Here is a 24,543-nt window from a genome sequence, read left to right as displayed (position 1 = left end):
AGTACAATAGCCTCCTCTACGCGGTTCCACAGGAAAGCCCATGGCTGTTATTCAAGATATTATTGCTGCGCTCTGGCATCACGACTTTGCTGCGCTGGCCGATCCGCACGTTGTCGGCGTTGTCTATCTCGTGATGTTTGCCACGCTCTTTTTAGAGAACGGCCTGCTTCCTGCCTCATTTTTACCGGGCGACAGCTTACTGCTGCTCGCCGGGGCGCTGATTGCGCGCGGCTGCATGGACTTTGTCTCAACGCTGCTGATCCTCACCTCAGCCGCCAGTCTCGGCTGCTGGCTGAGCTATGTTCAGGGGCGCTGGCTGGGCAATACGCGTATCGTCAAAAGCTGGCTGTCGCAGTTGCCGGTGAAGTATCACGAGCGCGCCACCTGTATGTTTGACCGTCACGGCCTGCTGGCGCTGCTGGCCGGGCGTTTTCTGGCCTTTATCCGCACCCTGTTGCCAACGATGGCCGGTATCTCTGGCCTGTCGAACCGCCGCTTTCAGCTCTTCAACTGGCTGAGCGCCTTGCTGTGGGTCGGCGTGGTGATCTCGCTCGGCTACGCCATTAGCATGATCCCATTTGTGAAGCGCCACGAAGATCAGGTGATGACCTTTTTAATGGTGCTGCCGGTGTTCCTGCTGGTGGTCGGCCTGATTGGTGCCGTCACCGTGGTGCTAAAGAAGAAGTTCAGCAACGCCTGATCCCCCGCCCTCTTCCCGCGAAGAGGGCGTCCGTTATGCCCCCTGCATGGTGCGAATGCGCGCCAAATCCTCTCCCGGCGTCACGCCGAAATAACGCTTAAATTCGCGGCTGAACTGCGACGGGCTCTCATAGCCGACACGCATCGCCGCCGCGCTCGCTTTCATGCCATCGTGTACCATCAACATCCGCGCTTTGTGCAGACGGTAGGTTTTCAGATATTGCAGCGGCGAGGTGCTGGTCACCGATTTGAAGTTATGGTGAAACGCCGAGACGCTCATATTCGCTTCCGCCGCTAACTGGTCGACGCTGAGGTTTTCGGTGTACTGGCTCTCAATGCGCTTTAAGACGCGGCTAATCAGGCTGAAGTGGGTCTGGCGGCTCACCAGCGCCAGCAGCGCACCACCGCGCGGCCCGGTCAGCACGTGGTAAAGCATCTCGCGGATAATCTGTTTACCCAGAATGCGCGCGTCCAGCGGCCGCTCCATCACATCCAGCAGGCGCTCCGCCGCGCAGAGGATCTCTTCTGATAACACCGCCGAGTTAATGCCGCTGGCGGCGTTCTCCGGGCGAAAATGCTCATCTTCACCGATATCCATCAGCAGCTCCTGCAATTGCAGGATGTCGACATTAAGACGAATGCCCGCCAGCGGCACCTCCGGCGTGGCAAAGGTTTCACACTCGAAGGGCAGCGGCACCGTTAACAGCAGATATTCGTTGGTGTCATAGCGAAAGACGCGCTCGTTGATATACCCGATTTTATGGCCGGAAAAGAGAAACACGATCCCCGGCTGATACATCACCGGCGTCCGGGTACCGGGCTGCGTACCATAGAGCAGACGAATATCCGGCAGCAGCGCGCTCAGTCTATTTTCATTATTTTTCAGTCTTTTAACTTTTTCAGTCAGATGCAGGCAGATCGCTTCACGGTTCATGGTTTGCCACCCCGGCGGCCAGTTTTAACCGCTCTAGTGTGCAAACTTTTGTGACATTTCTCCAGCCGGATAGAGAAACAGGCAAGACATCGGCAGGAATGTGCATTGAGCCTGTACACCCGCGCGCCCACAATGATCGGCATCGGGCGGCCTGCCGCTTCAGATTTTTCACCTCATAAGAAGGGAACGAGCAATGAATAACTTTAATCTGCATACCCCAACGAACATTCTTTTTGGCAAAGGCGCGATTACCGAACTGCGCGCGCAAATCCCTGACAACGCCCGCGTGCTGATCACCTACGGCGGCGGCAGCGTGAAGAAAAACGGCGTGCTTGATCAAGTTTATAGCGCGCTGGACGGAATGGACGTGCGCGAGTTCAGCGGTATCGAACCGAACCCGACCTACGAAACGCTGATGAAAGCGGTGCAGGTAGTGCGCGATGAGAAGATCACCTTCCTGCTGGCGGTCGGCGGCGGTTCAGTGCTGGATGGCACCAAATTTATCGCTGCCGCTGCGCACTACGCCGAGGGCGTCGATCCATGGCACATTCTGCAAACCCGCGGCAGCGAGATCAAAAGCGCCATTCCGATGGGTTCCGTGCTAACGCTGCCAGCCACCGGTTCTGAATCCAACGCCGGAGCGGTAGTTTCCCGTAAAGCGACCGGCGATAAGCAGGCGTTCCACTCCCGCTTCGTACAGCCGGTCTTCGCGGTGCTCGATCCGGTTTACACCTACACCCTGCCCCCGCGTCAGGTGGCGAATGGCGTTGTTGACGCCTTTGTCCATACTGTAGAGCAGTACGTCACTTATCCAGTGGATGCCAAAATTCAGGATCGCTTCGCTGAAGGCATTCTGCTGACGCTCGTCGAAGATGGCCCGAAAGCGTTGCTGGAGCCGGAGAATTACAACGTGCGCGCCAACGTTATGTGGGCGGCGACCCAGGCGCTGAACGGCCTGATTGGCGCGGGCGTGCCGCAGGATTGGGCCACCCATATGCTGGGCCATGAGTTGACGGCGATGCACGGGCTGGATCACGCACAAACGCTGGCGGTGGTACTGCCTGCGCTGTGGAATGAGAAGCGCGACACCAAACGCGAAAAACTGCTGCAATACGCCGCACGCGTATGGAATATCACCGAAGGCAGCGACGATGAGCGCATTGACGCGGCAATTACCGCCACGCGCGACTTCTTCGAGCGTATGGGCGTGCCGACGCGTCTTTCCGGCTACGGCCTCGATGGCAGCTCCATTCCGGCGCTGTTGGCTAAACTGGAAGAGCACGGCATGACGGCGCTGGGCGAGCATCAGGATATTACGCTGGATGTGAGCCGCCGCATCTACGAAGCCGCGCGCTAAGCGCTTCTCCACCCCGGCTTTCGTTTTTGGGTTTTTCGACCACACTTAATGCAAACCAGCTTACCGGGCCTGTCCCGGTAAGCCTAGCGAAAGGAGAAATGCATGACACATCCAACGGTGATTAAACTCGCTGACGGCAATCTGATGCCGCAACTGGGTCTTGGCGTGTGGAAAGCGAGCAACGAGGAAGTGGTTACCGCCATCCATAAAGCTCTGGAAGTGGGTTATCGCTCTATCGATACCGCTGCGGCTTACAAGAACGAAGAGGGTGTTGGTAAAGCCTTAGCCAGCGCGGGCGTGCCGCGTGAAGAGCTATTCATCACCACCAAGCTGTGGAATGACGATCAGAAACGCCCGGCCGAGGCCTTTAAAGAGAGCCTGGAGAAGCTTCAGCTCGACTATGTCGATCTCTATCTGATGCACTGGCCGGTTCCGGCAATCGATCACTATGTCGAGGCCTGGAAAGGGATGATCGAACTGCAACAGCAGGGGCTGATTAAGAGTATCGGCGTCTGTAACTTCCAGACCCACCATCTGCAAAAGCTCATTGATGAAACCAGCGTCATTCCGGTGATTAACCAGATTGAACTCCATCCGCTGCTGCAACAGCGCCAGCTGCATGCCTGGAATGCGACGCACAAGATCCAGACTGAGTCCTGGAGCCCGCTGGCACAGGGCGGCGAAGGGGTGTTCGATCAGAAAATCATTCGCGATCTGGCGGATAAATATGGCAAAACCCCGGCGCAGATCGTTATTCGCTGGCATCTCGACAGCGGCCTGGTGGTGATCCCGAAATCGGTCACCCCTGCGCGCATCGTTGAGAACTTTGACGTCTGGGATTTCCGCCTCGATAAAGATGAACTGAGCGAAATCGCCAAACTGGATGAGGGCAAGCGCCTGGGTCCGGACCCGGATCAGTTCGGCGGTTAAACGGTAATTAAGTAGGCCGGATAAGGCGAAGCCGCCATCCGGCATAATGCCAGCGCCATGCCTTGCCGGATGGCGCTGGCGCTTATCCGGCCTACAAATTACCTTATCGCGTCGCTTTTTTCCTCTGCTGCGCAATCGGCGTATGTTTGGTTAATGCCGGTCGCGCGCTGCGGCTCTGGCGACGCGCTTCGCGCATCTCTTCCACCGTTGGCGCAGGTACCAGGCATTCGCGGCGGGAACCAATCAGGTGCTTTTTCCCCATTGCTTCCAGCGCCTGGCGCAGCAGCGGCCAGTTAGCCGGATCGTGGTAGCGCAGCAGCGCTTTATGCAGGCGACGCTGCTTATCCCCTCTCGGCACCACCACCTCTTCACTCTTGTAATCGATCTTCGACAGCGGATTTTTGCCGGTGTAATACATCGTCGTCGAGTTCGCCAGCGGCGACGGGTAGAAGTTCTGCACCTGATCGAGACGGAAACGGTGGCGCTTCAGCCACAGCGCCAGGTTCACCATATCCTCATCACGCGTGCCGGGGTGCGCAGAGATAAAGTAGGGGATCAGATACTGCTCTTTGCCCGCCTGCTTCGAGTAGGTGTCGAAAAGCTGCTTAAAGCGGTCATAGCTGCCCATGCCCGGCTTCATCATCTTCGACAGCGGCCCCGCTTCAGTATGTTCCGGCGCTATTTTCAGATAGCCGCCAACGTGATGCGTCGCCAACTCTTTGACATAGCGCGGATCTTCCACCGCCAGATCGTACCGCACGCCGGAGGCGATCAGGATCTTCTTGATGCCGCGCAGATCGCGGGCACGCCGGTAGAGATCGATGGTCGGCTGATGGTTAGTGTCCATATGCGGGCAGATCTCCGGGTAGACACAGGAGAGGCGTCGGCAGGTCTGCTCGGCGCGCGGCGAGGTGCAGCGCAGCATGTACATATTGGCCGTCGGCCCGCCAAGATCGGAGATCACTCCGGTAAAACCGGGCACCGTGTCGCGAATCGCTTCGATCTCATTAATGATCGAATCCTCGGAGCGGCTCTGAATGATGCGCCCTTCATGCTCGGTGATGGAGCAGAGCGAGTACCCTATAATCTTAATCATTTAGAATTTTTTTTGCGTGTAAAATCAATGGAATGAAAGATTCCATTTTTTCTAAAAATGACAAAACAGATGAAAAGCCAGCCTAGCTCTGCTCATAAAACTCAATTTTTGCACTGCTGTATGATACCAGTGATTACAGGTGCCGAGTTTAACATCATGAAAAGTAGCCCCATTATGAATGATATAACGCCAGCAGCGGTGCCTGACTTCTGACTGAACACCATTGAAACATAGTACATATTTGGGGTAATAACAGACATAGCAATCACGAAAAGTAACTTATGCAGATAACTATTTATTAGGGTCTTAACCTCAACCCTTTTATAAAAAGCCATCGAAACTTAAGCAGCTATCAGTGAATAAAAAACCATGTCATATAATTCACCGACTCATTAAATGCCTCTCGCAAAACAAAAGCACTTCCTGGCATATCCTACCGCATTAAATAAATCAAAAATAATACTGAATATTTTTTAAAAGAAAAAACCACAGCATAACTTCAGTTGTTATGATTAATCCCTGAATGATGATTTCTTCGCATTATATATCATGCTTAATGCATACCAGGCAATAAGAGAGGAATACCCAAAGACCACTGCTGTGGCCTTCAGATATACGTTTAAAGAACGGATTCAGTCGGGGAGCGTACCACTATTTTCTGTAACGTCCGCTTTCTCTGGTAACATTCTGTTTTTAATATATTGTGAATTCCTGCAGATGAGAGGAAAAATCTCCGGGTTATTAATTATACAGCTCGTTGCCGTACGTGCATCCTCCGGAGACCACGATGAAAATGAAAATGTCTGACGGTCAAGCCATTGAGACAATGATTCATTATCAACAGAAGCGCTAAACAGCGCCGCGATAGCCCTGCGTTCAACACCCTTCTCAGGTTCAATAAACGACAACTCATTATGAAAACGGGTAATAATAGCAATACGGCTATCAGTACGAATATGTCTTTCAAGTAAGACATCGTGCAACTCATCAAGTACAGTCTCTCTCTGGGTATCATCCAGGCAAGACCACAGAAAATGAATGTTCCCGGCATTTGTGACAACGTCTGGCTCTGCATCACGGAACCATGATGCAAAGACACCCACACTGCCTCCCATCCGGATACGCAGTCCCTGTAGTTGCATTTGTTCAAGGATAAAGCGAATGTTTACAGGAAGAACCGTAAAACACTCAACAAGCCTTTCAGAAGAATTAAATACTCCACATGCCAGGGCGTTCAGCTTTTCCTTAAAAATATCAAAATGCTCACCTGACTGATATATGTCATGGAGGAATATTGGGCCCATAGCATTTACATCAGATTCATCGATTTTCTCTGCCAGGGCTTTTTGACGCTCCCGCACAAATGCCAAAAGAGAGGTTGTATCTGTTGCTTCTTTGATGACGTCATACTGACCTTTAACAAAACTCAGGGCAGGTATATTCTCCAGAAAACCTGCATTAACAATCCTGCCAACAGCATTTTTGATATACGGCAGTACATTTTTATCCTTGAGTGCTTTAAAGATACTCTCGGCAGAACGAAGATAACGAAGATATGCAGCCACAGCCCGGTCAAACTGCTCCTCACCAGTGTATTCACTGTACGACTCGATACCGGCATAGTTACCATGGAGCACCATGTGAGCAACAGCCTGTGCAGCAAATTCCGCAGGGAAGAGATTCCTCGTCGCCGTATTATTAAGATAATATTGATTTAAAACATTATTGTTCCAGTCCGGGCTCAGAACAATTTTTCTGAAATGGATAACGTCTTCAACAACCTGACGATTTTTAAGCGTCGTTATTGCAGAGCTAACTTGAACCCCACCTGTACCATCATTCCTTCCAATAACGTTTTGTACCGCCTTCGATACAATATTGATATGCCGGATTATTCCCGGATTAAAAAGGTCTACCTGCGGTTGCTCAGCTGCATAGCGTAACATCTGCTCCCGACCGTCATTTCCGATATCCAGTGTGCCAATTTTCAGGTTTGGCAAGGTATCTTCATTATTGACAAGATATTCCACATAAAATACGCCATCAACAAAGTTCGCCATTTTATCCAGTAGTGATTCACCGGCCAGAACAGAGTATGAATCAGCTTCCTGCAGCAATGCCTGCGTGGATTCAGCCTCCCATTTTCCTGAATCTTGAATTTCATCAAGTTTACTGACAACAAACGATATCTGCCTTTCGATGAAAGGCTCCATGCTTATCCGCCCGTCAGCCATCAGTCTCTGCAGACTCAGCACGAAACCTTCATCATACTTTTCTCTGAGTGAAACAGCATAACTCTGATTCATCATTTGCACTGCGACTCTGAGTTGCAGTTCGGCCAGAGCCTGACATTTCTCATCCATCCGGCTAAAAGAAACCAGCCAGTCACGCATCTGAATATGTGGTGCCACTCGCTGCCATGCTTCAGCGAAGCCCCACAAAGCCGTCTGTTCTTCAAGCCGTGGAATATTTATGGCGCCGATCGCGTCTTTAAGAGGCGTATCGAGCAACTCGCTCCTGGCAAGCTCCACTGTGGACTGATAGTGGATGCTCATCAGAAACTCGCTCCACCTTTCCGTATCATTATTAAAAATTCGGGATATTTGTTGATAAGTCAGCGAGAGCATCTCGTCAAAATCATCCGGAGCAATGCCGGGTTCGGTCTGACTAGCTTCGGGATCGCGCAGTAATACCTTAATATCCCGCTCTCCGTATCTGACCACCAGTAAGTAGAGGGCAATAAGAATATAGCGATGCTCTTCTGTTGCAGGAACGGTAAGGTTCAGAATATAAATATCATTAACAAACTTCTTCATTAATCGCGGTGTGATACGAGGATACTCAGAGGGTTTCCAGCGCTCAAGCAACACCGTAGCTTCCTGGCACGCTATCCCTGCATCCTCGTTTACTGTTTCTTTCCAGTACTGCCTTAACGCTTCCTGCCATCCTGCCGAAATAAGAGGAGGTACCTGAAAACTTACGGGAATCCGCTTTGCAATAAACTCCCGCCCGCTGAAACCCGCCACAGAAAGTGAGGCTGAAACCTGTCTTGCCGAATAGGGCACCACTATCCTGAAGTGTTCATGAGTGGCACCGGCAATAAGCTCCATATCACTCCAGAGCTCTTTCACTTTGTCTGCACTGATTCGGTCCAGGTTATCAATGATAAGGATGAAGCGATCTCCATGTGAAATGACCCCTTTTGAGGTAAATCCCTGCAGAGCTTCAGCCAGCTCAATAGCTCCGACCTCCTTATTAACCAGCCAGGTCTCTTCAATCCTGTCAGTACTATTGCGTTTGAACAAATCACCGATACTCGAATATCCTTTCTTTCTGTACCATTCCATGTTCTGCAGGCATGCCAGTCCTGCGACCATAATGGCAGGAGAAAGAAACGCGGCAACCTCAACATAAAAAAGCCACCCTATTAATGACTCCTTGTTAGCAAAATACTGATTAAGGTCTGTCAGCAAATAACGAAGCATCTGCACGGAAAGCAATGACAGAAAAATAAAAACGACGGTCAGCCAGCTCAGCGTGCTGCTGACTCTTTTATCGTATTCAACGATGTTACCCAGAGCCTGATTTTTATACTTATCCAGCACATCACGGGAACCCGGACATTGCAGGCTGACCCCATGATGGATGACATCGATAAGCGCTTTCTTGGTTGAGCCATGATGGTAACGTTCTGCATCAAAGTTAATGAACGTAAACTCACCTTTAAGCTTTTTCTGCAGAAACTTCAATATTGTTGACTTACCTGAACCCAGCTCTCCTTCCAGACCAATAATATTAACATCAGGTGTCCTGATGACCTGAGCCATATTTTCTGCCACTTTTTCATGACTGCTGCCTCTGAACATATCCTGGTCAGCGGGTGATTCCGTCTGCAATCGTAGAGTCATTCAGCAATTCCCTTCGTTATAACGTTAGATTTTTTCAGTATCAAACACGGTGCAGAGCCCGCAGCAACCAAATGACTGCAGCCGGGGCAGTTTAGTTTTAAGCATGCACAAGCCGATTATGATGGAACGCCTTTCACACATTAATATTGAACTGAAGCAATGAAAACATTAATGTGTTTGTTGTGACTGGCTGTAGGGGCCTGGAAGAAATTCCAGAGCCTGACAAACCGGAACGGGGCTGGCTCTGCTCCGGTTTTCTCTAGTTCATCCTGAATCCCACGTTCCTGTTACTTATCCCGTCTCACTCATTCAGCCATTGTTAAGCTTCTTCTGTGTAACCTGCGAATAATACGGATGCAGAATCAGTGCAATGGATTATACATACCTGCAGCGCACCTTACGCTGAGCTGAATCGAATTTTAGGGAACGTCCTTCGCCATTACCCTGACCAGCCAGCTGAACAAGTTTTATCGTCCGGTCCCAGGAATAACATGTTCTCTGCCTGGAACAGCCTTCATCAGGGTCAAACCAGACGTTATTCACAGGTAAAAGGAGACAGCAACAGAGCTGAAGTCTGACATTATTCATGACTATGTCTGCCATCGGATATTTTAGCTCATCTCGGTGACAGCGGTTGTGAAAAACTGCCGTTTTTTACATCGGCACATTGCCCGTGCGCAACCTCCCCCCATAGCGAAATACCGCCCTGCAGAAGATCGGTCATGCCCAGTAGCCCCTGGAACATCAGCATCTTTTCAAAAAAGGTTTTACAGCCTATAGTCTGTAAAACACAAAATACACCTCACCTGCTGTATTACAGTGCGGTCCTCCCTACTCAGTCTGCGAGGCAGATCACTTATGAATAATCAGTTCCCGATAAAAACGCTCAACCAGCTCAGACCTGTGCTAATCGGGTTTCGCAAAATGAAGGGCTTCACGCAAAAAGAGGTGTCTGAGCGACTTGGTGTAACGCAGCAAACCTATGCCCGTTTGGAAGCAAAGCCTGCCAGCGCCAGTATTGATCGCCTGTTCAGAGTATTCAGTATTCTGGGCATAGAAATAACGCTATCATCTCTTTCCCCTTCATTAGCCACATCCCGCACAGAAATGAGGGTTACTTTTGACAGCACTCCCGCCAGACGGGAGAAATGGTGAATTTTAGAAGTCAACTAGTTTTGCCGACTGGCGCCAATTACTCTGTCCGTATCCATTGAGTGGTAGTTTTAAGCCACGCTGGTTACTGGCTTCGCTGTCTTTTTACGATAACTCTCTCCTTTTAGTTCGAACATATAGGGGTCAGTTTGGATTTCGAAAATCATTGTAGGTTAAGGTTATTTTTTGCACTGCCTGGCTGCAATAAGGGAAATTGACCACGTTGACAGGCAGCTTTGAGCTTTGAGTTCAACCGATGGATGCAACACACTTATTAAACCGCTCTGCGGGTGATTCATAGTCTAGCTTTTTTCTCGGTCTTTCATCTAGCTGTCTGACAACACAGTTAAGTCTTTGCTGGCTGTGAACCGATAAGTCAGTTCCTTTTGGAAAATATTGTCTGAGTAGCTTGTTCGTATTTTCATTTGAGCCACGTTGCCATGGAGATCGAGGATCACAGAAATAAATCTGTATGTCTGTCGCTACAGTAAACCGAGTGTGGCTGGTCATTTCAGCGCCTCGATCCCATGTTAGTGTTTTATAAAGCTCAACAGGTAACTCCCGCGCTTGTTTGATGAGTGCAGATATGACAGTTATGGTTTTGTTATCCCTGATTTTGGTCAGAATAACAAAGCGGGAATGGCGTTCAACGAGGGTGACGATATAGGAGTTTTTCGAGCCTTGGATCAGATCACCTTCCCAGTGACCAGGTATGGCTCTGTCTGCGGCTTCCGGTGGCCTTTCGCTGATAGGTATCGCATTCGGGATTTTCCCTAATCCTTTCCCTTTAAGTGATGACGTTCGGGATCTACGCACCGCTTTTCCGCTTCTGAGGTAATCGCCTTTTGTTCTGGCGTGTAGTAAATGCGAGTTCTTCGTTTCATGACAACGTCCCCCTTGATCAAGGATAGCGTTGCATTGACCCGTTGAACTCACAGCGATTAAAGGACATTGCTAAAAGCATTCTGTGAGAAGTAACAGGGAGAAGGTTAATCCCATGATGTGTCTGATCATATAAGCACCGGTATGACTACATGTTTGTACTTATGTTTATATGAACGTATGGCGCAACATACCTATCATTACGTGTGGCGCCATGAGGGTCTCGGTTCGTCTAACCGTTTTATTATGGGTTCTATGGGTTCTGTTTCCAATACTGTATTACAACAGGACTGGCCCACACTGGCATCAATGAGTCAAATAAAAGGCTGAAAACGTCGTCGGGTTTTCCTCTAGTGAATATCCATCCTTTATCAATATGTTTCTCAGTAATGCCGAACACATCGCCATCATACATATACATATCGAATTTAGGATTTTTTATATTCTGAGATTTCACTTCCTTCATGTATTGGCCATTTTCATCCATGATAATTCCCTCTATTTTTTTAGCCCAAGCACAGATTTTATCTCGATAAATTGAAACTCTCGCAGCGGTTACAGCTGTCGTAACTCCCATTCCTAATGGTGCATAAACTTTACCTCCTATCTGGAGGGGAAGATTAATTCCACTTTTTCTCAAATTTGCAATATCCGTATCGGAAATTAGTTGGTTAGTAGCCAGTCCTGAAACACCTTTCATCTCATACACTTCTGCCTCAGCTGGCCAGTTGCGTATAAATGTTTCAATCAAATCTTTTTGAGAAAATAGATCGGGCTCGATAGCTTTATCATGACTTTTGATATCAATGAAAAACACTGCGTTATTGTACACCTTCAGGAATAACACCCACTCTGAACGGTCTGAGTATTTTTCAGCTGGATCTACTGGATTCAATGGCAGATGAAGGTGATGGATACCCCAATCAGCCCAAAGGTTATCCGTTCGTTTCGCCGTTTTTTTACCACTTGTGTCATTAAATAATGTCAATGTTTTACTCTGGTAAGGATTAACATTTTCACCTGAATTAAATAACTCCTCTATTCTCTGCAATCCCACTTTTGCATCATCTGGAACATTTGCCGTGAATCGGTCTGATTTAAGAACTACCCGTCTCCCTGGGGCTATATATCGTAAAACAAAATCACACCACCTCAGTAGAGGATCATGAAGATTCGAGTGCCCAGACTCATCGTATGATAATTCAAATGCCTGGATGCCTTTCTCTGCAATTTCATTAATATCTTTGATTAAATCAATATTTTTCTGTGTGCCTGACATACCAACTCCATTTAAAAATACAGATTAAAATTTCAGTTAAGTAACCTTTGTTCGCCGTTATAGCGAGTTTTCTTAGTGATTTCAGATCGCATTTAACAACCTCGAAAACTATAATAATAGTTGAAGCGATTTTTCAAGCTTTACTATATGTTCACTTTTCGCTCTCAGTGGACCTTAAAGTGGTTTATTACCTATAAAAGAGAATCAGATTATTGCGCAACCTCTTTTCAGCACCCGCTCCATGGTCGACAACGACACCCTGAACTCTTTGGCCACGGTTCGCAGGCTTTGCCCGTTGGCGGGGGCTGCAATGATCCCCTCCCGGTCTATCCGGGCGCTGTTCCCCTGCCCCACGGTTCGCCCGGCAGCACGCGCAGCGGCAATCCCCTCGCTATGACGCAGCAGCATCATTTCCCTTCCCATCTGGGCCATAACGTCCAGGAGGTAAGCATCAAGTTCCCCATCATGTTCTTCTCGCCGTCGACGGTGATCCCTTCTTTATGGAAGCGAATGCTCTCCTGCCAGTCAGGTCGTGAATGATGTTGGGCAGGTATCGGGTATTACGACCAAGACGGCTACCCGTGAGCCGAGCCATCTTTTTAATCCTGGGCGTAGAAAGCTGTTTTTGTTTGACTCAGCATGCGCTCTAACCGCTGACCCAACATTTTATTAAAGATATTCAGCATCATCTGGTTGTTTGCAGCCAAATTTGTTGGAGTTGTTCTTGCGTCATTTTCATCTCCTTTCAGGTTGCTGTGCCAGCGTTAAAATCATGACGCTATACTGTCAGTTGTATCTGATCAAAAGAGTTACGCAACTTCAAATACGGCAGCTGTATTCCGTACCATTCGCTGATGCTGGCCACCAGCTGCATGGCAAACCTGACCGAATTTCCACATCCTGCAAACAGCCGGCATGCTCCTGGGAATGAAGGGCTGCTCTGATTGAAAAGCGGAAGTTCGCAGTTTGATAAAGGCATTACTTTAATTCTAGCGTGTAAATAATAGGGGGCAGGTCAAGTAAACTAGCAGGCGTGGCGGAGAGACCATTGCGCTGACGCCTGAAAAATGCTAAAAGTATTTATACATAACCCTCTGGATATAAATATGAAATCTTTAAAGAATTCAATAATTTTCTCTGAAAAGCAAAAAATTGAATTCGCTAATGTAATAAAAAAAAATCTCTTCAGCGAAAAGCGTAATAAAGTGACAATTTTTTTATGTGGAGGAGATGTTAACGACAGTAAATATGGGCGATATAAAATTTCTCAAGTTTTATCTAGATATGAAAAGCTGGAGATTTTCTATCCAGAGGATTTGTTTGATGACCTTCTTGCTGGGCAGGGACAATATAGTCTTTTAAGCATGGAGAATATACTAGCTGAATCTGTTGATGCGATAATAATAATCCCGGAAAGCCCCGGCTCTTATTCTGAGCTTGGGGCTTTTGCAAACAATGAAAAATTATCATCGAAAATGATATGTGTACAAGATAATAGATTTAGATTTAAGAAAAGTTTTTTAAATTATGGACCTATTCGGTTACTTAAGAAAAATGGCTCCTCATCAGTGATTAGATGTGATTTTAACGCCCTTGATGATGTTTTATTAAATAAGGGGTTTTATCAATCCTTGATGAAAAGCATTAAAATCATTCAAAAGAAATCACCTGTAAAGAAAAGCGTAGATAATATATTGATGGCGGACAGGTTTATCTTGCCATGTATATATCTTATGGACGGTATCAATAATGTATTACTTTATGATTTATTAAGTAAGGCGACAGGAAAGGCAAATACATTGTGCGAAATTATCGTCAAATCTGTATTGTCAAAATTAATGAAAGAGCGGGTTATTGTTAGAACATCAGAAGGTTATCACATTACAGACGCTGGTATGGAATATGTACTACTTCGATTTGATCGGCTGGTTTTAGATAAGCTACGACTTGAAATGATGAACTTCGAAAATCGTAGAAATATATCATTGAACTATGATAGTATTTTCTCTGCGCACCCTTAGCGAGTCCCTTGCTAGAGGTGACTGGATAGTGTCTCGCTGTCCTGCATTAAATCTACTATTTTGGCAGTTTCCCTCGAACTAGGAGAACATCTCCCGATGTTCTCCGAGAGCGAGGAAACCTGGTATTTATGACGTAAGGGTGCGCGTATTCATGAAGAATTCCTCCAGGACCGATGTTTTTCGCTTACGTAACTTTGGTCTGCCTGTGATGTCTTCAGTAACGGATATGTCAAGAGAGATGCGACTATCTGTTGAACTTTTAACCTTGTTGATCACAAGAGCGGATGACTTTTACAAAGTTTATAGTGTGCCAAAAACAGGTAAAGCTAAAGGTGAAAGGATTATTTGTCAACCCTCTCGAAGGCTCAAGGCTTTGCAAGCATGGGTTTTAAGAAATATATTAGACAAACTCAATTCGTCGCCTTTTTCAACTGGTTTTGAACGAGGCCAGTCCATAAAAGACAATGCAAACCCACATGTCGGTTCGAACTTTATATTAAATATTGATTTAGAGGATTTTTTTTCCAGTATTTCTTCTAATAAAGTTTATACTGTTTTTAATTCGTTGGGCTATAATAAGTACATATCTTCGGTTTTAACAAAAATCTGTTGTTTTAAAAAAAAATTACCGCAAGGATCCCCCGCATCCCCTAAGTTGGCAAACCTTGTTTGCATGAGGCTTGATCACAGGATTAATGGTTATGCAGGAAGACGAGGCATTATATTTACTCGTTACGCTGACGATATAACTCTTTCAGCTCAGTCATTAAAGAAGATTGAAAAAGCAAAGTTTTTTTTATTTTCAATAATACCTACTGAACAATTAGTTGTTAATTTTAACAAAGTAATTGTTAGCGGCCCGAGAAAACAGAAAAAAATCACTGGATTAGTATTGTCAATTGATGATGTTGGCATAGGGAGACAAAAATTCAGAGAAATAAAAAGCAAGATACATTATCTTTCTGTAGGACGCTCTGAAGATTATGCGCATGTTGGTGGATTGTTGGCATTTACAAAAAGTGTAGATGAGAAAAACCACAGACGGCTTGTTGTTTTTGCGCAAAAATTAAATAAGAAATTCAACCTTGATTTGGATAAGTTATTTAAGCACGGTTAATGCTAAGCGTGCAATTTATGATCCCTTCCCAATATCGACGCCAAGTTAAATCAGATTCGGACCGTTTTGCTGACTCCGGATAAACGCCTCCGGCGTCTGGTTATTTAATTATGAATGGGGACTTTGCTGATTATATTCCTGCCGCCAGCACTCGATCTTCTCCTGAGCCTCTTCCAGTGACAGGAACCAGTGCACATTCAGACATTCATCACGGATGACTGCCATTAAATGACTCGACTAGCGAATTATCTGTGGGCTTTCCCGGTAGTGAGAAGTCCATCGTCACCTTATTTTCATACGCCCATCTGCCCAGCGATTTGGAGATAAATTCACTGCCATTGTCTGTCTGCAACCTGAGTGGCACACGGTGCTTTATTTGCTTCAGGCGCTCCATAACGGCAACCACATCCTCGTCATGCAAGCCTTGCCCAACGTGGATTGCCAGACATTCCCGACTAAAATTATCGACTACAGTCAGCGCCCTGATTCGACGTTCGTTGAATAGATCATCAGCAACAAAATCCATGCTCCAGCACTGATCCACCGCACCGACCTCCGAGCAGACGTGCCGGTGTCTGGCCGTGACATGCCGACGGGGACGTTTTGTTCGCAGATTCAGTCCTTACGTACAATAAATCCTGTAGGTTTCTTGTTGTTTACTAACCAGCCTTCACGCCGTAAAAGAATATGGATACGTTGGCAACCATAGCGAACCCGCGCCGCAGCAATCTCACTTATCCTCCGGGCCAGGGCCCTTTCATCTCAGCAGCTGCGATAGTTATACACCGTATGACTCTGCGTCATCTGACGGCAACCTCGGCGCAGACCAATACAATATGCGTCCAGCAGGTAAGCCTCCGTCTCCCATTTATGGACGGGCCTCAGAACTTTTTTCGAATGATATCCTGGAGCATTTCCTTATCCAGACTAAGGTCTGCCACCAGACGACAGAGTTGCTGGTTTTCATCCTCCAGTTGCCGCAGACGACGCAGTTCTGTCACGCCACTCCCGCCAAACTTTTCTTCCAGTTATAAAAGGTGGCTTCAGAAATGCCAATCTTTTTGAACACTTCCTCCACCCGCGTGCCAGTCTCGGCCTATTTCAGCGCAAACGCGATCTGCTCTTCTGTATAGTGGGTCTGTTTCATGACGGACAGGCCTCATTGTTCGTTGAAAGAAAGACCGTAGATTTCAGTTTAGACTGGCTCTTTTTACAGGGATGAGATCAATTTGGCCTGAATCTCAAAAAATGCCCGGAACTAAAACGGGTCTATTCACATACGTCACCAATACACGGTGGTGTTAAGGTAGGATGATTTTCACGATTTAACTTTTGAATAACTTGACTATGGATCGCAACTTGTTGAATCATATGAAACACGGCTGATGTCAGCTGTCGAGAGCATGCAAATAGGGTTTACGCTGCTTTAGCGTCATAAGTGTGAGAAAAGCAGGGAGTAATCGACTATCTCAATCTGTTGATGCACTTCCCGCGTGTGTATATCTATTTTAGTAACTAAAACATAATGCTTTTCTATTTATTGCTAGGTGAGTAAAATGCATAGGATAATCATAAACCAAATTCCCCAGTGCGTATAAATGCTAGAAATAATAGGAAAGAAATCAAACTAATATAATATGGGATTGCGAGATGAAATATTGGTGGGAGTCGGTAAGAACTACAGCATATTGGCGATATGCTCTATTTTCAGGCGAGGCAATAGCAAAGTTTTTTTCTGTCCTTGGCGTGTTATATTTGTTGATTAATTTAGCCGATACTTTCAAGATTTACGAGAAAGGGCAGTATAGCAATTATGGGATTTTCATTCTTATTGGTTTGGCCATTGTCTTTGTGATATTTACAAGGCGCCCAGTGTCACGAGTGTCTTACAAAGTGCCTAAGAAAGATTACTCATTTGAAGTGAAAATAAGTGATTTATTCAAGGAGAGTGGAGAGATAATAATTAGTTCAAACACCACATTTGATACTGATATGAGTTCGGGTCTAATATCTACAGCTAGTTTACAGGGTCAATTTGCAACTCAGTTTTTTAATGGGCAAACAACAGAAATAGACCGACAGATTGAAGAATCACTTGCGCGAGAAAACTATGTAGAAATTGATGGCAAGCCCGGCAAACTAAAAAAATACCCTCTTGGTACTGTTGCTCGCGTTTCAGCTCATGGCAAGAATTTCTATTTTGTCGCAATGTCAGATATTAATCCTGAAGGAACAGCATTTTCAAATAGTAGAATGCTGGACGAGGCTCTTGAAGGTCTATGGTCAAATATGGCACGAAAAGGAGAATTAGGTGATATTGTTATGCCTCTAATGGGGACAGGAAGAGGGCGGGTGGCTATATCAAGAAAGAAAGTAATAGAGCGCATTGCTCAGTCGTTTGCCGATGCGGCTCAAGAACGAGTGTTTTCCAATAAGTTATCTATTATAGTCCGGCCTGAAGATGCATCAAAATTCACTTTAAATTTGTTTCAAGTGAGGGATTACCTAAGTCAAAGCCTTAATGCTTAATTACATAAACGTTATTAAAATATTAATAGAAAGTCTCTGTGATCTACAGTAATTGGAGGAGAATATGGCTTACAGAAATGGAAATTATATAGCGTTCGATGGCTTAGGTGAAACTGATCCAACCAAATCGGATTTTCGCTATTATGCCTCAATTCAGGCATGGGCAGCGGGAAAGGGATACGATTTTAAATATGTAGACAGTCATGATAAAACTTTCGCAGTACGAGATTCTAGTCTGAGAGCAACACTCGAAGCGCGTATAAAAGAGCGTCTTGCTGCATCAAAAAATATTGTAATCATCTTAAGTGATAAAACACGTAAGACTGGAAGTATGCTTTCATATGAAATCGAGAAGGCTGTTGATATTTATAAACTTCCACTAATCTGCGCTTATACAGATTTAAATCAAATGTTGACTCCTTCTGCGTGGAGTCACCGCTGGCCTCTTGCACTCAAAGATCGTATAGAAAACGGAAGTGCTAGAGCTATCCATATTCCATTCAAAAAACTAGCTTTACTAGATGCACTGACCTATACCGTACATAGCCATAATTTGGAGAATGGGTTGCACTATTATTCTCCTGAGGCTCATCTTAAATTCGGGTGCATAGATTAACTGGCCTGAATCGCCACGGATAATCTAGACACTTCTGAGCCGTTGATAATATAGGTTTTCATATTCAGCCGGTGGCATCTGCTCGCTCGAACCATGCCGACGCTTACTGTTATAAAACATTTCGATATAATCAAAAATATCGCTTCTGGCTTCGTCTCTCGTTCCGTAGATCCTTTTCTTAATCCGTTCGCGTTTCAGTAGCTGGAAAAAGCTTTCCGCAACCGCGTTGTCGTGGCAGTTACCGCGACGACTCATGCTGCCTTCCAGACCGTGTGATTTCAGGAACGACTCCCACTCATGGCTCGTGTACTGACTGCCCTGATCAGAGTGAACCAGTACCTGCTTTTGAGGATTACGCCTCCACACCGCCATAAGTAATGTGTTCAGGACAATATCTTTTGTCATGCGGGGTTGCATTGACCAGCCGATAACTTTTCGGGAGAACAGGTCAATCATCACGGCCAGATACAGCCAGCCTTCGTGAGTTCGGATGTAGGTTATGTCCGTCACCCAACGCTCATCCGGTGAGTCCGGATTGAACTGCCGCTGGAGCCTGTTGGGTGTCACGATGCTGGCTTCGCCTTTACGTGCCCGTGTGCTACGGTACCCAACCTGAGCTTTTATTCCGGCACGCTTCATCAGCCGCCAAACCCGGTTCACTCCGCACTGCTGTCCGGTATCACGCAGATCGAGATGGAGCTTGCGATAACCATAGACGCAGCCAGACTCAAGCCAGAACTGTTTGATTGGCCCGGTCAGCATCTGGTCTGTCTGGTGACGCTGCGAATGTGGCTGCTGAAGCCAGAAATAAAATCCACTCGGATGGACATCCAGAATCCGACAGAGCAAACGAACAGGCCAGCAACGGCTGTTGTCGCGGATATATTAAATGACTCTGAGGTGTCGGTTAAACCCGTGGCGATTCAGTTGCAATAACTAATGACTATTCCAAGCAGGTTTTTGCATCTGTTAGTGAAAAGGATGAGGGCGTCGCCTGCGCAATGAAACTTTCACGGCTTTTAGGTTTGCGAACAGAAGAAACCGTTCAGTCTGTAAAATCACTTCAGACATGGAAAAAAGCACTACAGAATGGAGATGAAAAAGTTCGCGTTGTTTTTGGTACGTAAGGAGGACGGCCGAGAGATACCACAATAATAAACCGAACTGAAACTATTGAAGCCATTAACAGAGCAATAACTTATTCTGCTGAAAATAATGGAAAACTTAACGATAAACCTTCCATTCATCTGGCGATAGAACGATACAGGAATATCGTACGTGAGGCAGGACTTGTTGGCGAGTTTGCCCCCCATAGTTTGAGATATGCTTATACTAATGATGCCCTTAAACTCCATAAGGACAAAGGTTTTAGTCAAAAAGAATCAGAGGCGCTCACCTCGATGGATTTAGGCCATGGTGATGGAAGAAGACATTATGTTGCACGGGTTTATAACAAACTGAAGGAATAATCATTGGGCAATCCTTAATAACCCCTTAAAATCTAAATGAGTTTAAGGGGCAATGTTTTGATTATGACCATTTTTTACTTATCGTGATGTATCTTATACGAGAATGTTACGTGTTCCTTCACGTAATTTTCACCTTCAACTTCAGGTTGTATTTCTTCAATGGTTACTTCGCAAACCATTCCACTATTGTTTAACAGCATTGCTTTCTGCCCAACCATCAGAGATACTGTACGTGTTGGCCTCATTTCAGCCCTGAAATCTAATGGGTCTGAATTTTCTCCCTGAAGCTTCCATACAGCTTTGAGGTCATAATCTTTATAGATTCTGACTATATTACTGTTCGCTTCGTCGAACATGATATCGAATTTATGTTCACCGTAACCGACTCTATAGTAGCTATGGTCTCTATGATTGAATGTAACGCGTCCGTTAAGAGCTGGGTTGGTGTAATTCGCCGGATCAAGCAGAGTATCGGCATGCTCAAGTCTTGCGCAGCGCTCTCTGTGGGTTGCAATTGAAACCGCATTGCTTTTGTCGGCTGGCAAACCCGCGATCCAGCGCCAAATCGCTTCAATTTGGCTGGCCCCAGGGTAAGCCATCCTCTCTTCAGGATAATTGAAATCAAAACCTTTAGGATTATGTGGAGTAAGCCAGCCCGGCAATTCGCAACTAGGATTGTCAACAAACATAACTGACAGCCACGTCTCTGGCTTGGTTTCCAAAACATCGCTTATCCATCTGTTTTCAATGGCTACCCCTGAAAGTGGCATGTTATTCGCGCGTTCAACGTAGTTGGCGTCAACGATCATAAGAACATGCGCACAATCTGTCATCTCACGCATAAATCCGCTCAAGCTACTTCCATAGTCGACTCTTTCGTCAATTTTAACGATGAAACCTGCCATATGAAGATGAGAAGCAAAGAGGTGAACCCACTTACAATGCTCTGCTGACGTCCATGCGTAAGAAATAAATAAATCGGTTTTCATTTTTAATTTCCCTTTTTGGCAAAAATCTATTAATGAGGAACCTGTCTATAGGTAAACTCAGCTACTGTATTATTACTAACTATAACATTGGGATCTATGATTAAATTTTATGATTCAACTCGAGTTTTAGAGTTTGTTTCTCCGCTAAATCCAGCATGTGATGAGGTTTTTAACTGAAGAATTTTTCTAGGGACTTGCCGGGTTAAAAATCCTGCAGTACGATACTTCTGCTAACCGTTGTCATCACGACAACTGCCAATGTTCCGGGGATTTGAGAGGAACGCCTTCGGGTAATCACATGCTAATGTCATCACTACCTGAGAGATGACGCTTTCGGGCGGTAACAAATCTGTTTAACCTTTGAAAACAGAGACCCCAGCGGTTAAGGTCCTTTTCTACTTCGCATCGCACTCCCACACACCTGTTTTACTCGTCTGGCATTCTGTGCCTGATTCTCACTTCTGGGGGAAACTTTCCCTCTGGGACGGTTCCATTTTTTATAAGGAATCGTACCGATGCATTATGAATCGCCACGGATAATCTAGACACTTCTGAGCGGTTGATAATATAGGTTTTCATATTCAGCCGGTGGCATCTGCTTGCTCGAACCATGCCGACGCTTACTGTTATAAAACATTTCGATATAATCAAAAATATCGCTTCTGGATTCGTCTCTCGTTCCGTAGATCCTTTTCTTAATCCGGTCGCGTTTCAGTAGCTGGAAAAAGCTTTCCGCAACCGCGTTGGCTTCGCCTTTACGTGCCCGTGGGCTACGGTACCCAACCTGAGCTTTTATTCCGGCACGCTTCATCAGCCGCCAAACCCGGTTCACTCCGCACTGCTGTCCGGTATCACGCAGATCGAGATGGAGCTTGCGATAACCATAGACGCAGCCAGACTCAAGCCAGAACTGTTTGATTGGCCCGGTCAGCATCTGGTCTGTCTGGTGACGCTGCGAATGTGGCTGCTGAAGCCAGAAATAAAATCCACTCGGATGGACATCCAGAATCCGACAGAGCAAACGAACAGGCCAGCAACGGCTATTGTCGCGGATAAAGGCGTACCTCAGTCGGACAGCTTTGCGAAGTACGCCGCGGCTTTTTTTAATATGTCCCGTTCGTCCGTAACCCGCTTCAACTCTTTCTGAAGACGGCGAATCTCGGCCTGAGCATCTGACTGTTCATTGTGAGTGGGAGAATCCGGGCCGTACTTCTTTATCCAGGCGTAAAGACTGTGAGTGGTGATATCGAGACGTGTTGCAACACTGGAAACAGAATGACCACGATCAACAACCTGTTTGACTGCTTCAATTTTAAACTCTTCAGGATAACGCTTACCGCTCATGGGCACCTCTCTTAAAGTCATCTTAAATGACTCTGAGGTGTCTGTTAAACCCGTGGCGATTCAACCTGCCCCCAAGATTAGATACAACCTTCAGTTAGTAATGTCGGTTGGTTTTTCTTCATATTTCCTGTTTCGCCAGTCCGTTGCGAATTCAGCTGGTGTCTGGTAATCCTCGATGAATGGGGACGGCACCCGTTATAATCCTGCTGCCAGTCATTAATCGTTTTCCCGGCATGAAGAATATCGCTGAACCGGTGTTCATTCAGACACTCAACGCGAAAGAGTCCGTTAAAAATTTCAATAAATCCGTTCTGCGTTGGCTTACCTGGCTGGATAAGCCGTAGTTCCACACCATGCTCAAAGGCCCATTAATCGAGCGCGCGGCAGGTAAATTCCGGCCCCTGATCGGTTCTTATTGTCGTCGGATAACCCCGAAAAAACGCGATGCTGTCCAGAATACGCATGACCTGAACGCCTGAAATACCGAAGGCAACAGCGACCGTTGGCCAGAGCGTCCATAACGAAATCCATCGACCATGTAAGGTTCGGCGCATCCGGGCGCAGAAGCGGAAACCGTTCGGTCGCCAGCCCTTTACGGCGTCGTCTGAGTTTTACACTCAGTCCATTAAGGTGGTAAATACGGTATACCCGCTTGTGATTGACGTGAAGGCCCTCCCTACGCAGCAACTGCCAGATGCGCCGGTAACCAAAACGTCTGCGTTCAAGCGCCAGCTCAGTAATACGCCCTGATAAATGTGCATCAGCAGCCGGACGCTGAGCATCATAACGGCAGGTCGACAGGGGCAAACCTGTAAGCCGGCAGGCAAGGCGTTGCGACAGACCGATCGTATCACACATAAATACCACGGCTTCCCGCTTCTGGCCTGTCGTCAGTACTTTCGTCCCAGAGCCACCTTAAGCGCCTCCTTATCCAGCATGGCTTCGGCAAGCAGCTTCCTGAGCCTGGCGTTCTCTTCCTCTGGCGACTTCAGGCGCTTAACCCCGGGCACCTCCATACCGCCATACTTCTTACGCCAGGTGTAAAAGGTGGTGTCGGAAATGGCGCGCTTACGGCAGAGCTCACGGGCAGAAACCCCGGCTTCGGCCTTGCGGAGAATACTAATGATCTGTTCGTCGGAAAAACGCTTCTTGGTGGGGATGTCCTCATGTGGCTTATGAAGACATTACTAACATCGTGGTGTGTTAATCAACGGGGAGCAGGTCAGTTGATGCTCCCCACCAACTTCTTGGCGTGGTCGGGTCAGAGGCGTTTGGGATAACTTCTGCTAATCGAAATCATCGAGATCATCTCCAAAGTGATGGCCTGTTTCAATCATCCACTACATAGACCAATGCATGCGGTTATGCTAGTTTGACGTAATATTTGTTGGGGACAATGGGGAGATATTCCCCATTGCATTGGTAGGATCATCATGAGCGCCGAATTGGTTCGTTATTGCGAATGTAAGTAGCATAAATCGAATTTGAACGCTTTGCCTTTCCTGAACGCGGTGCTACCAACTTGAGCCAAATTTCACCGTTTGCATTTGGTGTTTCTATGGCTGCAATACACCACACACAGCCAAAGTTGGTATAGCTAAGGTGGATTAACATACCTACGTAGAGTTTGTCTCGAGGGATATGTTGACCAACATTATGACGTTGAGAATAAAATTTACTCTTCATGCGTTACTCCTTAGCCTCTAGCCGTTGAACTTCGCTTCGAGTTGAAGCCGTTAAGCTACCGTTTACACTAAGCACTTTCAGAATCACGTACCCAGCTCCCATTTTTTGAGCATCTTCATTAGAAAGATCTGGAATGTTTTCTTGTAGGTCTAGTGCTCTCATGGTTGCGAGTCGTTGCATACCCATAGGTCCGCTAGCTAAAATTTTCATTTCGGCATCATGTAGTTTCAGCACTTCGCCTGTGGCAGTTTTGCTTTCAGAACGAAGGGAAGGGAAATGTAGATCTTTATTCATGTCAGCTGCTCCTGAATGATTGTTTTGATTATCTCCGAGCTAGATTACAACCACCTCTTAATGAATGCAATATTGCTTAATTTTTAATTAGAATGAATTCAAAATCATAAATATTAATTTTTTAAATACAACCTTTGATAGTTTAATATTCAAATCTTATCTTCCTTCTTATTTGAAGTCTAAATGTAATTTTAATGATTGTTTTTTTATTTATTATTATCATAATGAATGCGTCTTACCT

Annotated in this window: 15 protein-coding genes and 7 pseudogenes; 10 read left to right on the top strand and 12 right to left on the bottom strand. The window is 46.4% G+C overall.

Features of this window, described 5'->3' with window-relative positions:
- Nucleotides 1-40 precede the first annotated feature (40 nt).
- Nucleotides 41-700, top strand: coding sequence for a DedA family protein (locus N7V53_RS16900; protein ID WP_279794147.1), 660 nt, complete (start codon nt 41-43; stop codon nt 698-700).
- Nucleotides 701-733: 33 nt separating this feature from the next.
- Here N7V53_RS16900 and N7V53_RS16895 read toward each other — a convergent pair whose 3' ends face one another.
- Nucleotides 734-1,633, bottom strand: a complete 900-nt coding sequence (locus N7V53_RS16895; RefSeq protein WP_023480896.1) for an AraC family transcriptional regulator — start codon at nt 1,631-1,633, stop codon at nt 734-736.
- A 193-nt stretch (nt 1,634-1,826) separates the two neighbouring features.
- Here N7V53_RS16895 and yqhD point away from each other — a divergent pair, with 193 nt between their 5' ends.
- A complete protein-coding gene (gene yqhD, locus N7V53_RS16890) occupies nt 1,827-2,990 on the top strand; it encodes an alcohol dehydrogenase (RefSeq protein ID WP_023480895.1) in 1,164 nt (387 codons plus the stop codon).
- 102 nt (nt 2,991-3,092) lie between these two features.
- The gene (gene dkgA / locus N7V53_RS16885; protein WP_042718007.1) at nt 3,093-3,920 is read left to right on the top strand and encodes a 2,5-didehydrogluconate reductase DkgA; all 828 of its coding nucleotides are present in this window, start codon (nt 3,093-3,095) and stop codon (nt 3,918-3,920) included.
- 103 nt (nt 3,921-4,023) lie between these two features.
- On the opposite strand, the pseudogene N7V53_RS16880 reads toward dkgA, so the two are convergent.
- Together N7V53_RS16880 and N7V53_RS16875 are read right to left on the bottom strand one after the other, a co-directional pair.
- A pseudogene (locus N7V53_RS16880) lies at nt 4,024-4,989 on the bottom strand (DUF3362 domain-containing protein); the annotation flags it as partial.
- A 659-nt stretch (nt 4,990-5,648) separates the two neighbouring features.
- Nucleotides 5,649-8,924, bottom strand: coding sequence for a P-loop NTPase fold protein (locus N7V53_RS16875; RefSeq protein ID WP_279794146.1), 3,276 nt, complete (start codon nt 8,922-8,924; stop codon nt 5,649-5,651).
- 858 nt (nt 8,925-9,782) lie between these two features.
- Here N7V53_RS16875 and N7V53_RS16870 point away from each other — a divergent pair.
- A complete protein-coding gene (locus tag N7V53_RS16870) occupies nt 9,783-10,079 on the top strand; it encodes a helix-turn-helix transcriptional regulator (protein ID WP_279794143.1) in 297 nt (98 codons plus the stop codon).
- Between the two features lie 246 nt (nt 10,080-10,325).
- Here the strand turns inward: N7V53_RS16870 and N7V53_RS16865 are convergent.
- Nucleotides 10,326-10,910, bottom strand: a pseudogene (locus tag N7V53_RS16865) (IS30 family transposase); the annotation flags it as partial.
- A 301-nt stretch (nt 10,911-11,211) separates the two neighbouring features.
- Nucleotides 11,212-12,237 carry a hypothetical protein gene (locus N7V53_RS16860; protein WP_279794142.1) on the bottom strand — a complete coding sequence of 342 codons (1,026 nt, stop codon included), beginning with the start codon at nt 12,235-12,237 and terminating at the stop codon, nt 11,212-11,214.
- 393 nt (nt 12,238-12,630) lie between these two features.
- Between N7V53_RS16860 and N7V53_RS16855 the strand changes: the two genes are divergently transcribed.
- From N7V53_RS16855 to N7V53_RS16845, 3 genes are all read left to right on the top strand, one after another.
- Complete coding sequence (locus tag N7V53_RS16855) at nt 12,631-12,777, top strand: hypothetical protein (RefSeq protein WP_279794140.1); 147 nt, start codon at nt 12,631-12,633, stop codon at nt 12,775-12,777.
- 566 nt (nt 12,778-13,343) lie between these two features.
- Complete coding sequence (locus N7V53_RS16850) at nt 13,344-14,258, top strand: retron St85 family effector protein (RefSeq protein WP_279794138.1); 915 nt, start codon at nt 13,344-13,346, stop codon at nt 14,256-14,258.
- 151 nt (nt 14,259-14,409) lie between these two features.
- Complete coding sequence (locus N7V53_RS16845; RefSeq protein WP_023480798.1) at nt 14,410-15,375, top strand: retron St85 family RNA-directed DNA polymerase; 966 nt, start codon at nt 14,410-14,412, stop codon at nt 15,373-15,375.
- 108 nt (nt 15,376-15,483) lie between these two features.
- Here N7V53_RS16845 and N7V53_RS16840 read toward each other — a convergent pair.
- Nucleotides 15,484-16,522 (bottom strand): annotated as a pseudogene (locus tag N7V53_RS16840) (IS3 family transposase).
- 503 nt (nt 16,523-17,025) lie between these two features.
- Between N7V53_RS16840 and N7V53_RS16835 the strand changes: the two are divergent.
- Nucleotides 17,026-17,904, top strand: a complete 879-nt coding sequence (locus tag N7V53_RS16835) for a macro domain-containing protein (protein ID WP_023480853.1) — start codon at nt 17,026-17,028, stop codon at nt 17,902-17,904.
- A 64-nt stretch (nt 17,905-17,968) separates the two neighbouring features.
- A complete protein-coding gene (locus N7V53_RS16830) occupies nt 17,969-18,520 on the top strand; it encodes a hypothetical protein (protein WP_023481060.1) in 552 nt (183 codons plus the stop codon).
- 24 nt (nt 18,521-18,544) lie between these two features.
- Here the strand turns inward: N7V53_RS16830 and N7V53_RS16825 are convergent.
- A pseudogene (locus N7V53_RS16825) lies at nt 18,545-19,405 on the bottom strand (IS3 family transposase); the annotation flags it as partial.
- Between the two features lie 41 nt (nt 19,406-19,446).
- Between N7V53_RS16825 and N7V53_RS16820 the strand changes: the two are divergent.
- Nucleotides 19,447-19,989 (top strand): annotated as a pseudogene (locus tag N7V53_RS16820) (integrase domain-containing protein); the annotation flags it as partial.
- A gap of 74 nt (nt 19,990-20,063) precedes the next feature.
- On the opposite strand, the gene N7V53_RS16815 reads toward N7V53_RS16820, so the two are convergent.
- The 5 genes and pseudogenes from N7V53_RS16815 to N7V53_RS16795 form a co-directional block, all read right to left on the bottom strand.
- Nucleotides 20,064-20,978: a TIR domain-containing protein gene (locus N7V53_RS16815; RefSeq protein WP_023480740.1), complete on the bottom strand. Its 915-nt coding sequence runs from the start codon at nt 20,976-20,978 to the stop codon at nt 20,064-20,066.
- Between the two features lie 541 nt (nt 20,979-21,519).
- Nucleotides 21,520-22,322 (bottom strand): annotated as a pseudogene (locus N7V53_RS16810) (IS3 family transposase).
- Between the two features lie 90 nt (nt 22,323-22,412).
- Nucleotides 22,413-23,482, bottom strand: a pseudogene (locus N7V53_RS16805) (IS3 family transposase).
- A 271-nt stretch (nt 23,483-23,753) separates the two neighbouring features.
- Nucleotides 23,754-24,008, bottom strand: a complete 255-nt coding sequence (locus tag N7V53_RS16800) for a hypothetical protein (protein WP_023480867.1) — start codon at nt 24,006-24,008, stop codon at nt 23,754-23,756.
- 3 nt (nt 24,009-24,011) lie between these two features.
- Complete coding sequence (locus tag N7V53_RS16795) at nt 24,012-24,302, bottom strand: hypothetical protein (protein ID WP_023480786.1); 291 nt, start codon at nt 24,300-24,302, stop codon at nt 24,012-24,014.
- Nucleotides 24,303-24,543 lie beyond the last annotated feature (241 nt).

Source organism: Kosakonia sp. HypNH10, from assembly GCF_029850615.1.
Lineage (GTDB): Bacteria > Pseudomonadota > Gammaproteobacteria > Enterobacterales > Enterobacteriaceae > Kosakonia > Kosakonia cowanii.
Note: the sequence above shows the minus strand (reverse complement) of the source record. Positions and strands in the feature narration are given on the sequence as shown.

Bases quoted from the DNA above. Each gene is read 5' to 3' on its own strand.
- N7V53_RS16875 (WP_279794146.1), bottom strand. From the start codon at position 8,924: ATGACTCTACGATTGCAGACGGAATCACCCGCTGACCAGGATATGTTC.
- N7V53_RS16830 (WP_023481060.1), top strand. From the start codon at position 17,969: ATGGCTTACAGAAATGGAAATTATATAGCGTTCGATGGCTTAGGTGAA.
- N7V53_RS16860 (WP_279794142.1), bottom strand. From the start codon at position 12,237: ATGTCAGGCACACAGAAAAATATTGATTTAATCAAAGATATTAATGAA.
- N7V53_RS16895 (WP_023480896.1), bottom strand. From the start codon at position 1,633: ATGAACCGTGAAGCGATCTGCCTGCATCTGACTGAAAAAGTTAAAAGA.
- N7V53_RS16835 (WP_023480853.1), top strand. From the start codon at position 17,026: ATGAAATATTGGTGGGAGTCGGTAAGAACTACAGCATATTGGCGATAT.
- N7V53_RS16900 (WP_279794147.1), top strand. From the start codon at position 41: ATGGCTGTTATTCAAGATATTATTGCTGCGCTCTGGCATCACGACTTT.
- N7V53_RS16815 (WP_023480740.1), bottom strand. From the start codon at position 20,978: ATGAAAACCGATTTATTTATTTCTTACGCATGGACGTCAGCAGAGCAT.
- yqhD (WP_023480895.1), top strand. From the start codon at position 1,827: ATGAATAACTTTAATCTGCATACCCCAACGAACATTCTTTTTGGCAAA.
- N7V53_RS16850 (WP_279794138.1), top strand. From the start codon at position 13,344: ATGAAATCTTTAAAGAATTCAATAATTTTCTCTGAAAAGCAAAAAATT.
- N7V53_RS16855 (WP_279794140.1), top strand. From the start codon at position 12,631: ATGACGCAGCAGCATCATTTCCCTTCCCATCTGGGCCATAACGTCCAG.
- N7V53_RS16795 (WP_023480786.1), bottom strand. From the start codon at position 24,302: ATGAATAAAGATCTACATTTCCCTTCCCTTCGTTCTGAAAGCAAAACT.
- N7V53_RS16870 (WP_279794143.1), top strand. From the start codon at position 9,783: ATGAATAATCAGTTCCCGATAAAAACGCTCAACCAGCTCAGACCTGTG.
- dkgA (WP_042718007.1), top strand. From the start codon at position 3,093: ATGACACATCCAACGGTGATTAAACTCGCTGACGGCAATCTGATGCCG.
- N7V53_RS16845 (WP_023480798.1), top strand. From the start codon at position 14,410: ATGAAGAATTCCTCCAGGACCGATGTTTTTCGCTTACGTAACTTTGGT.
- N7V53_RS16800 (WP_023480867.1), bottom strand. From the start codon at position 24,008: ATGAAGAGTAAATTTTATTCTCAACGTCATAATGTTGGTCAACATATC.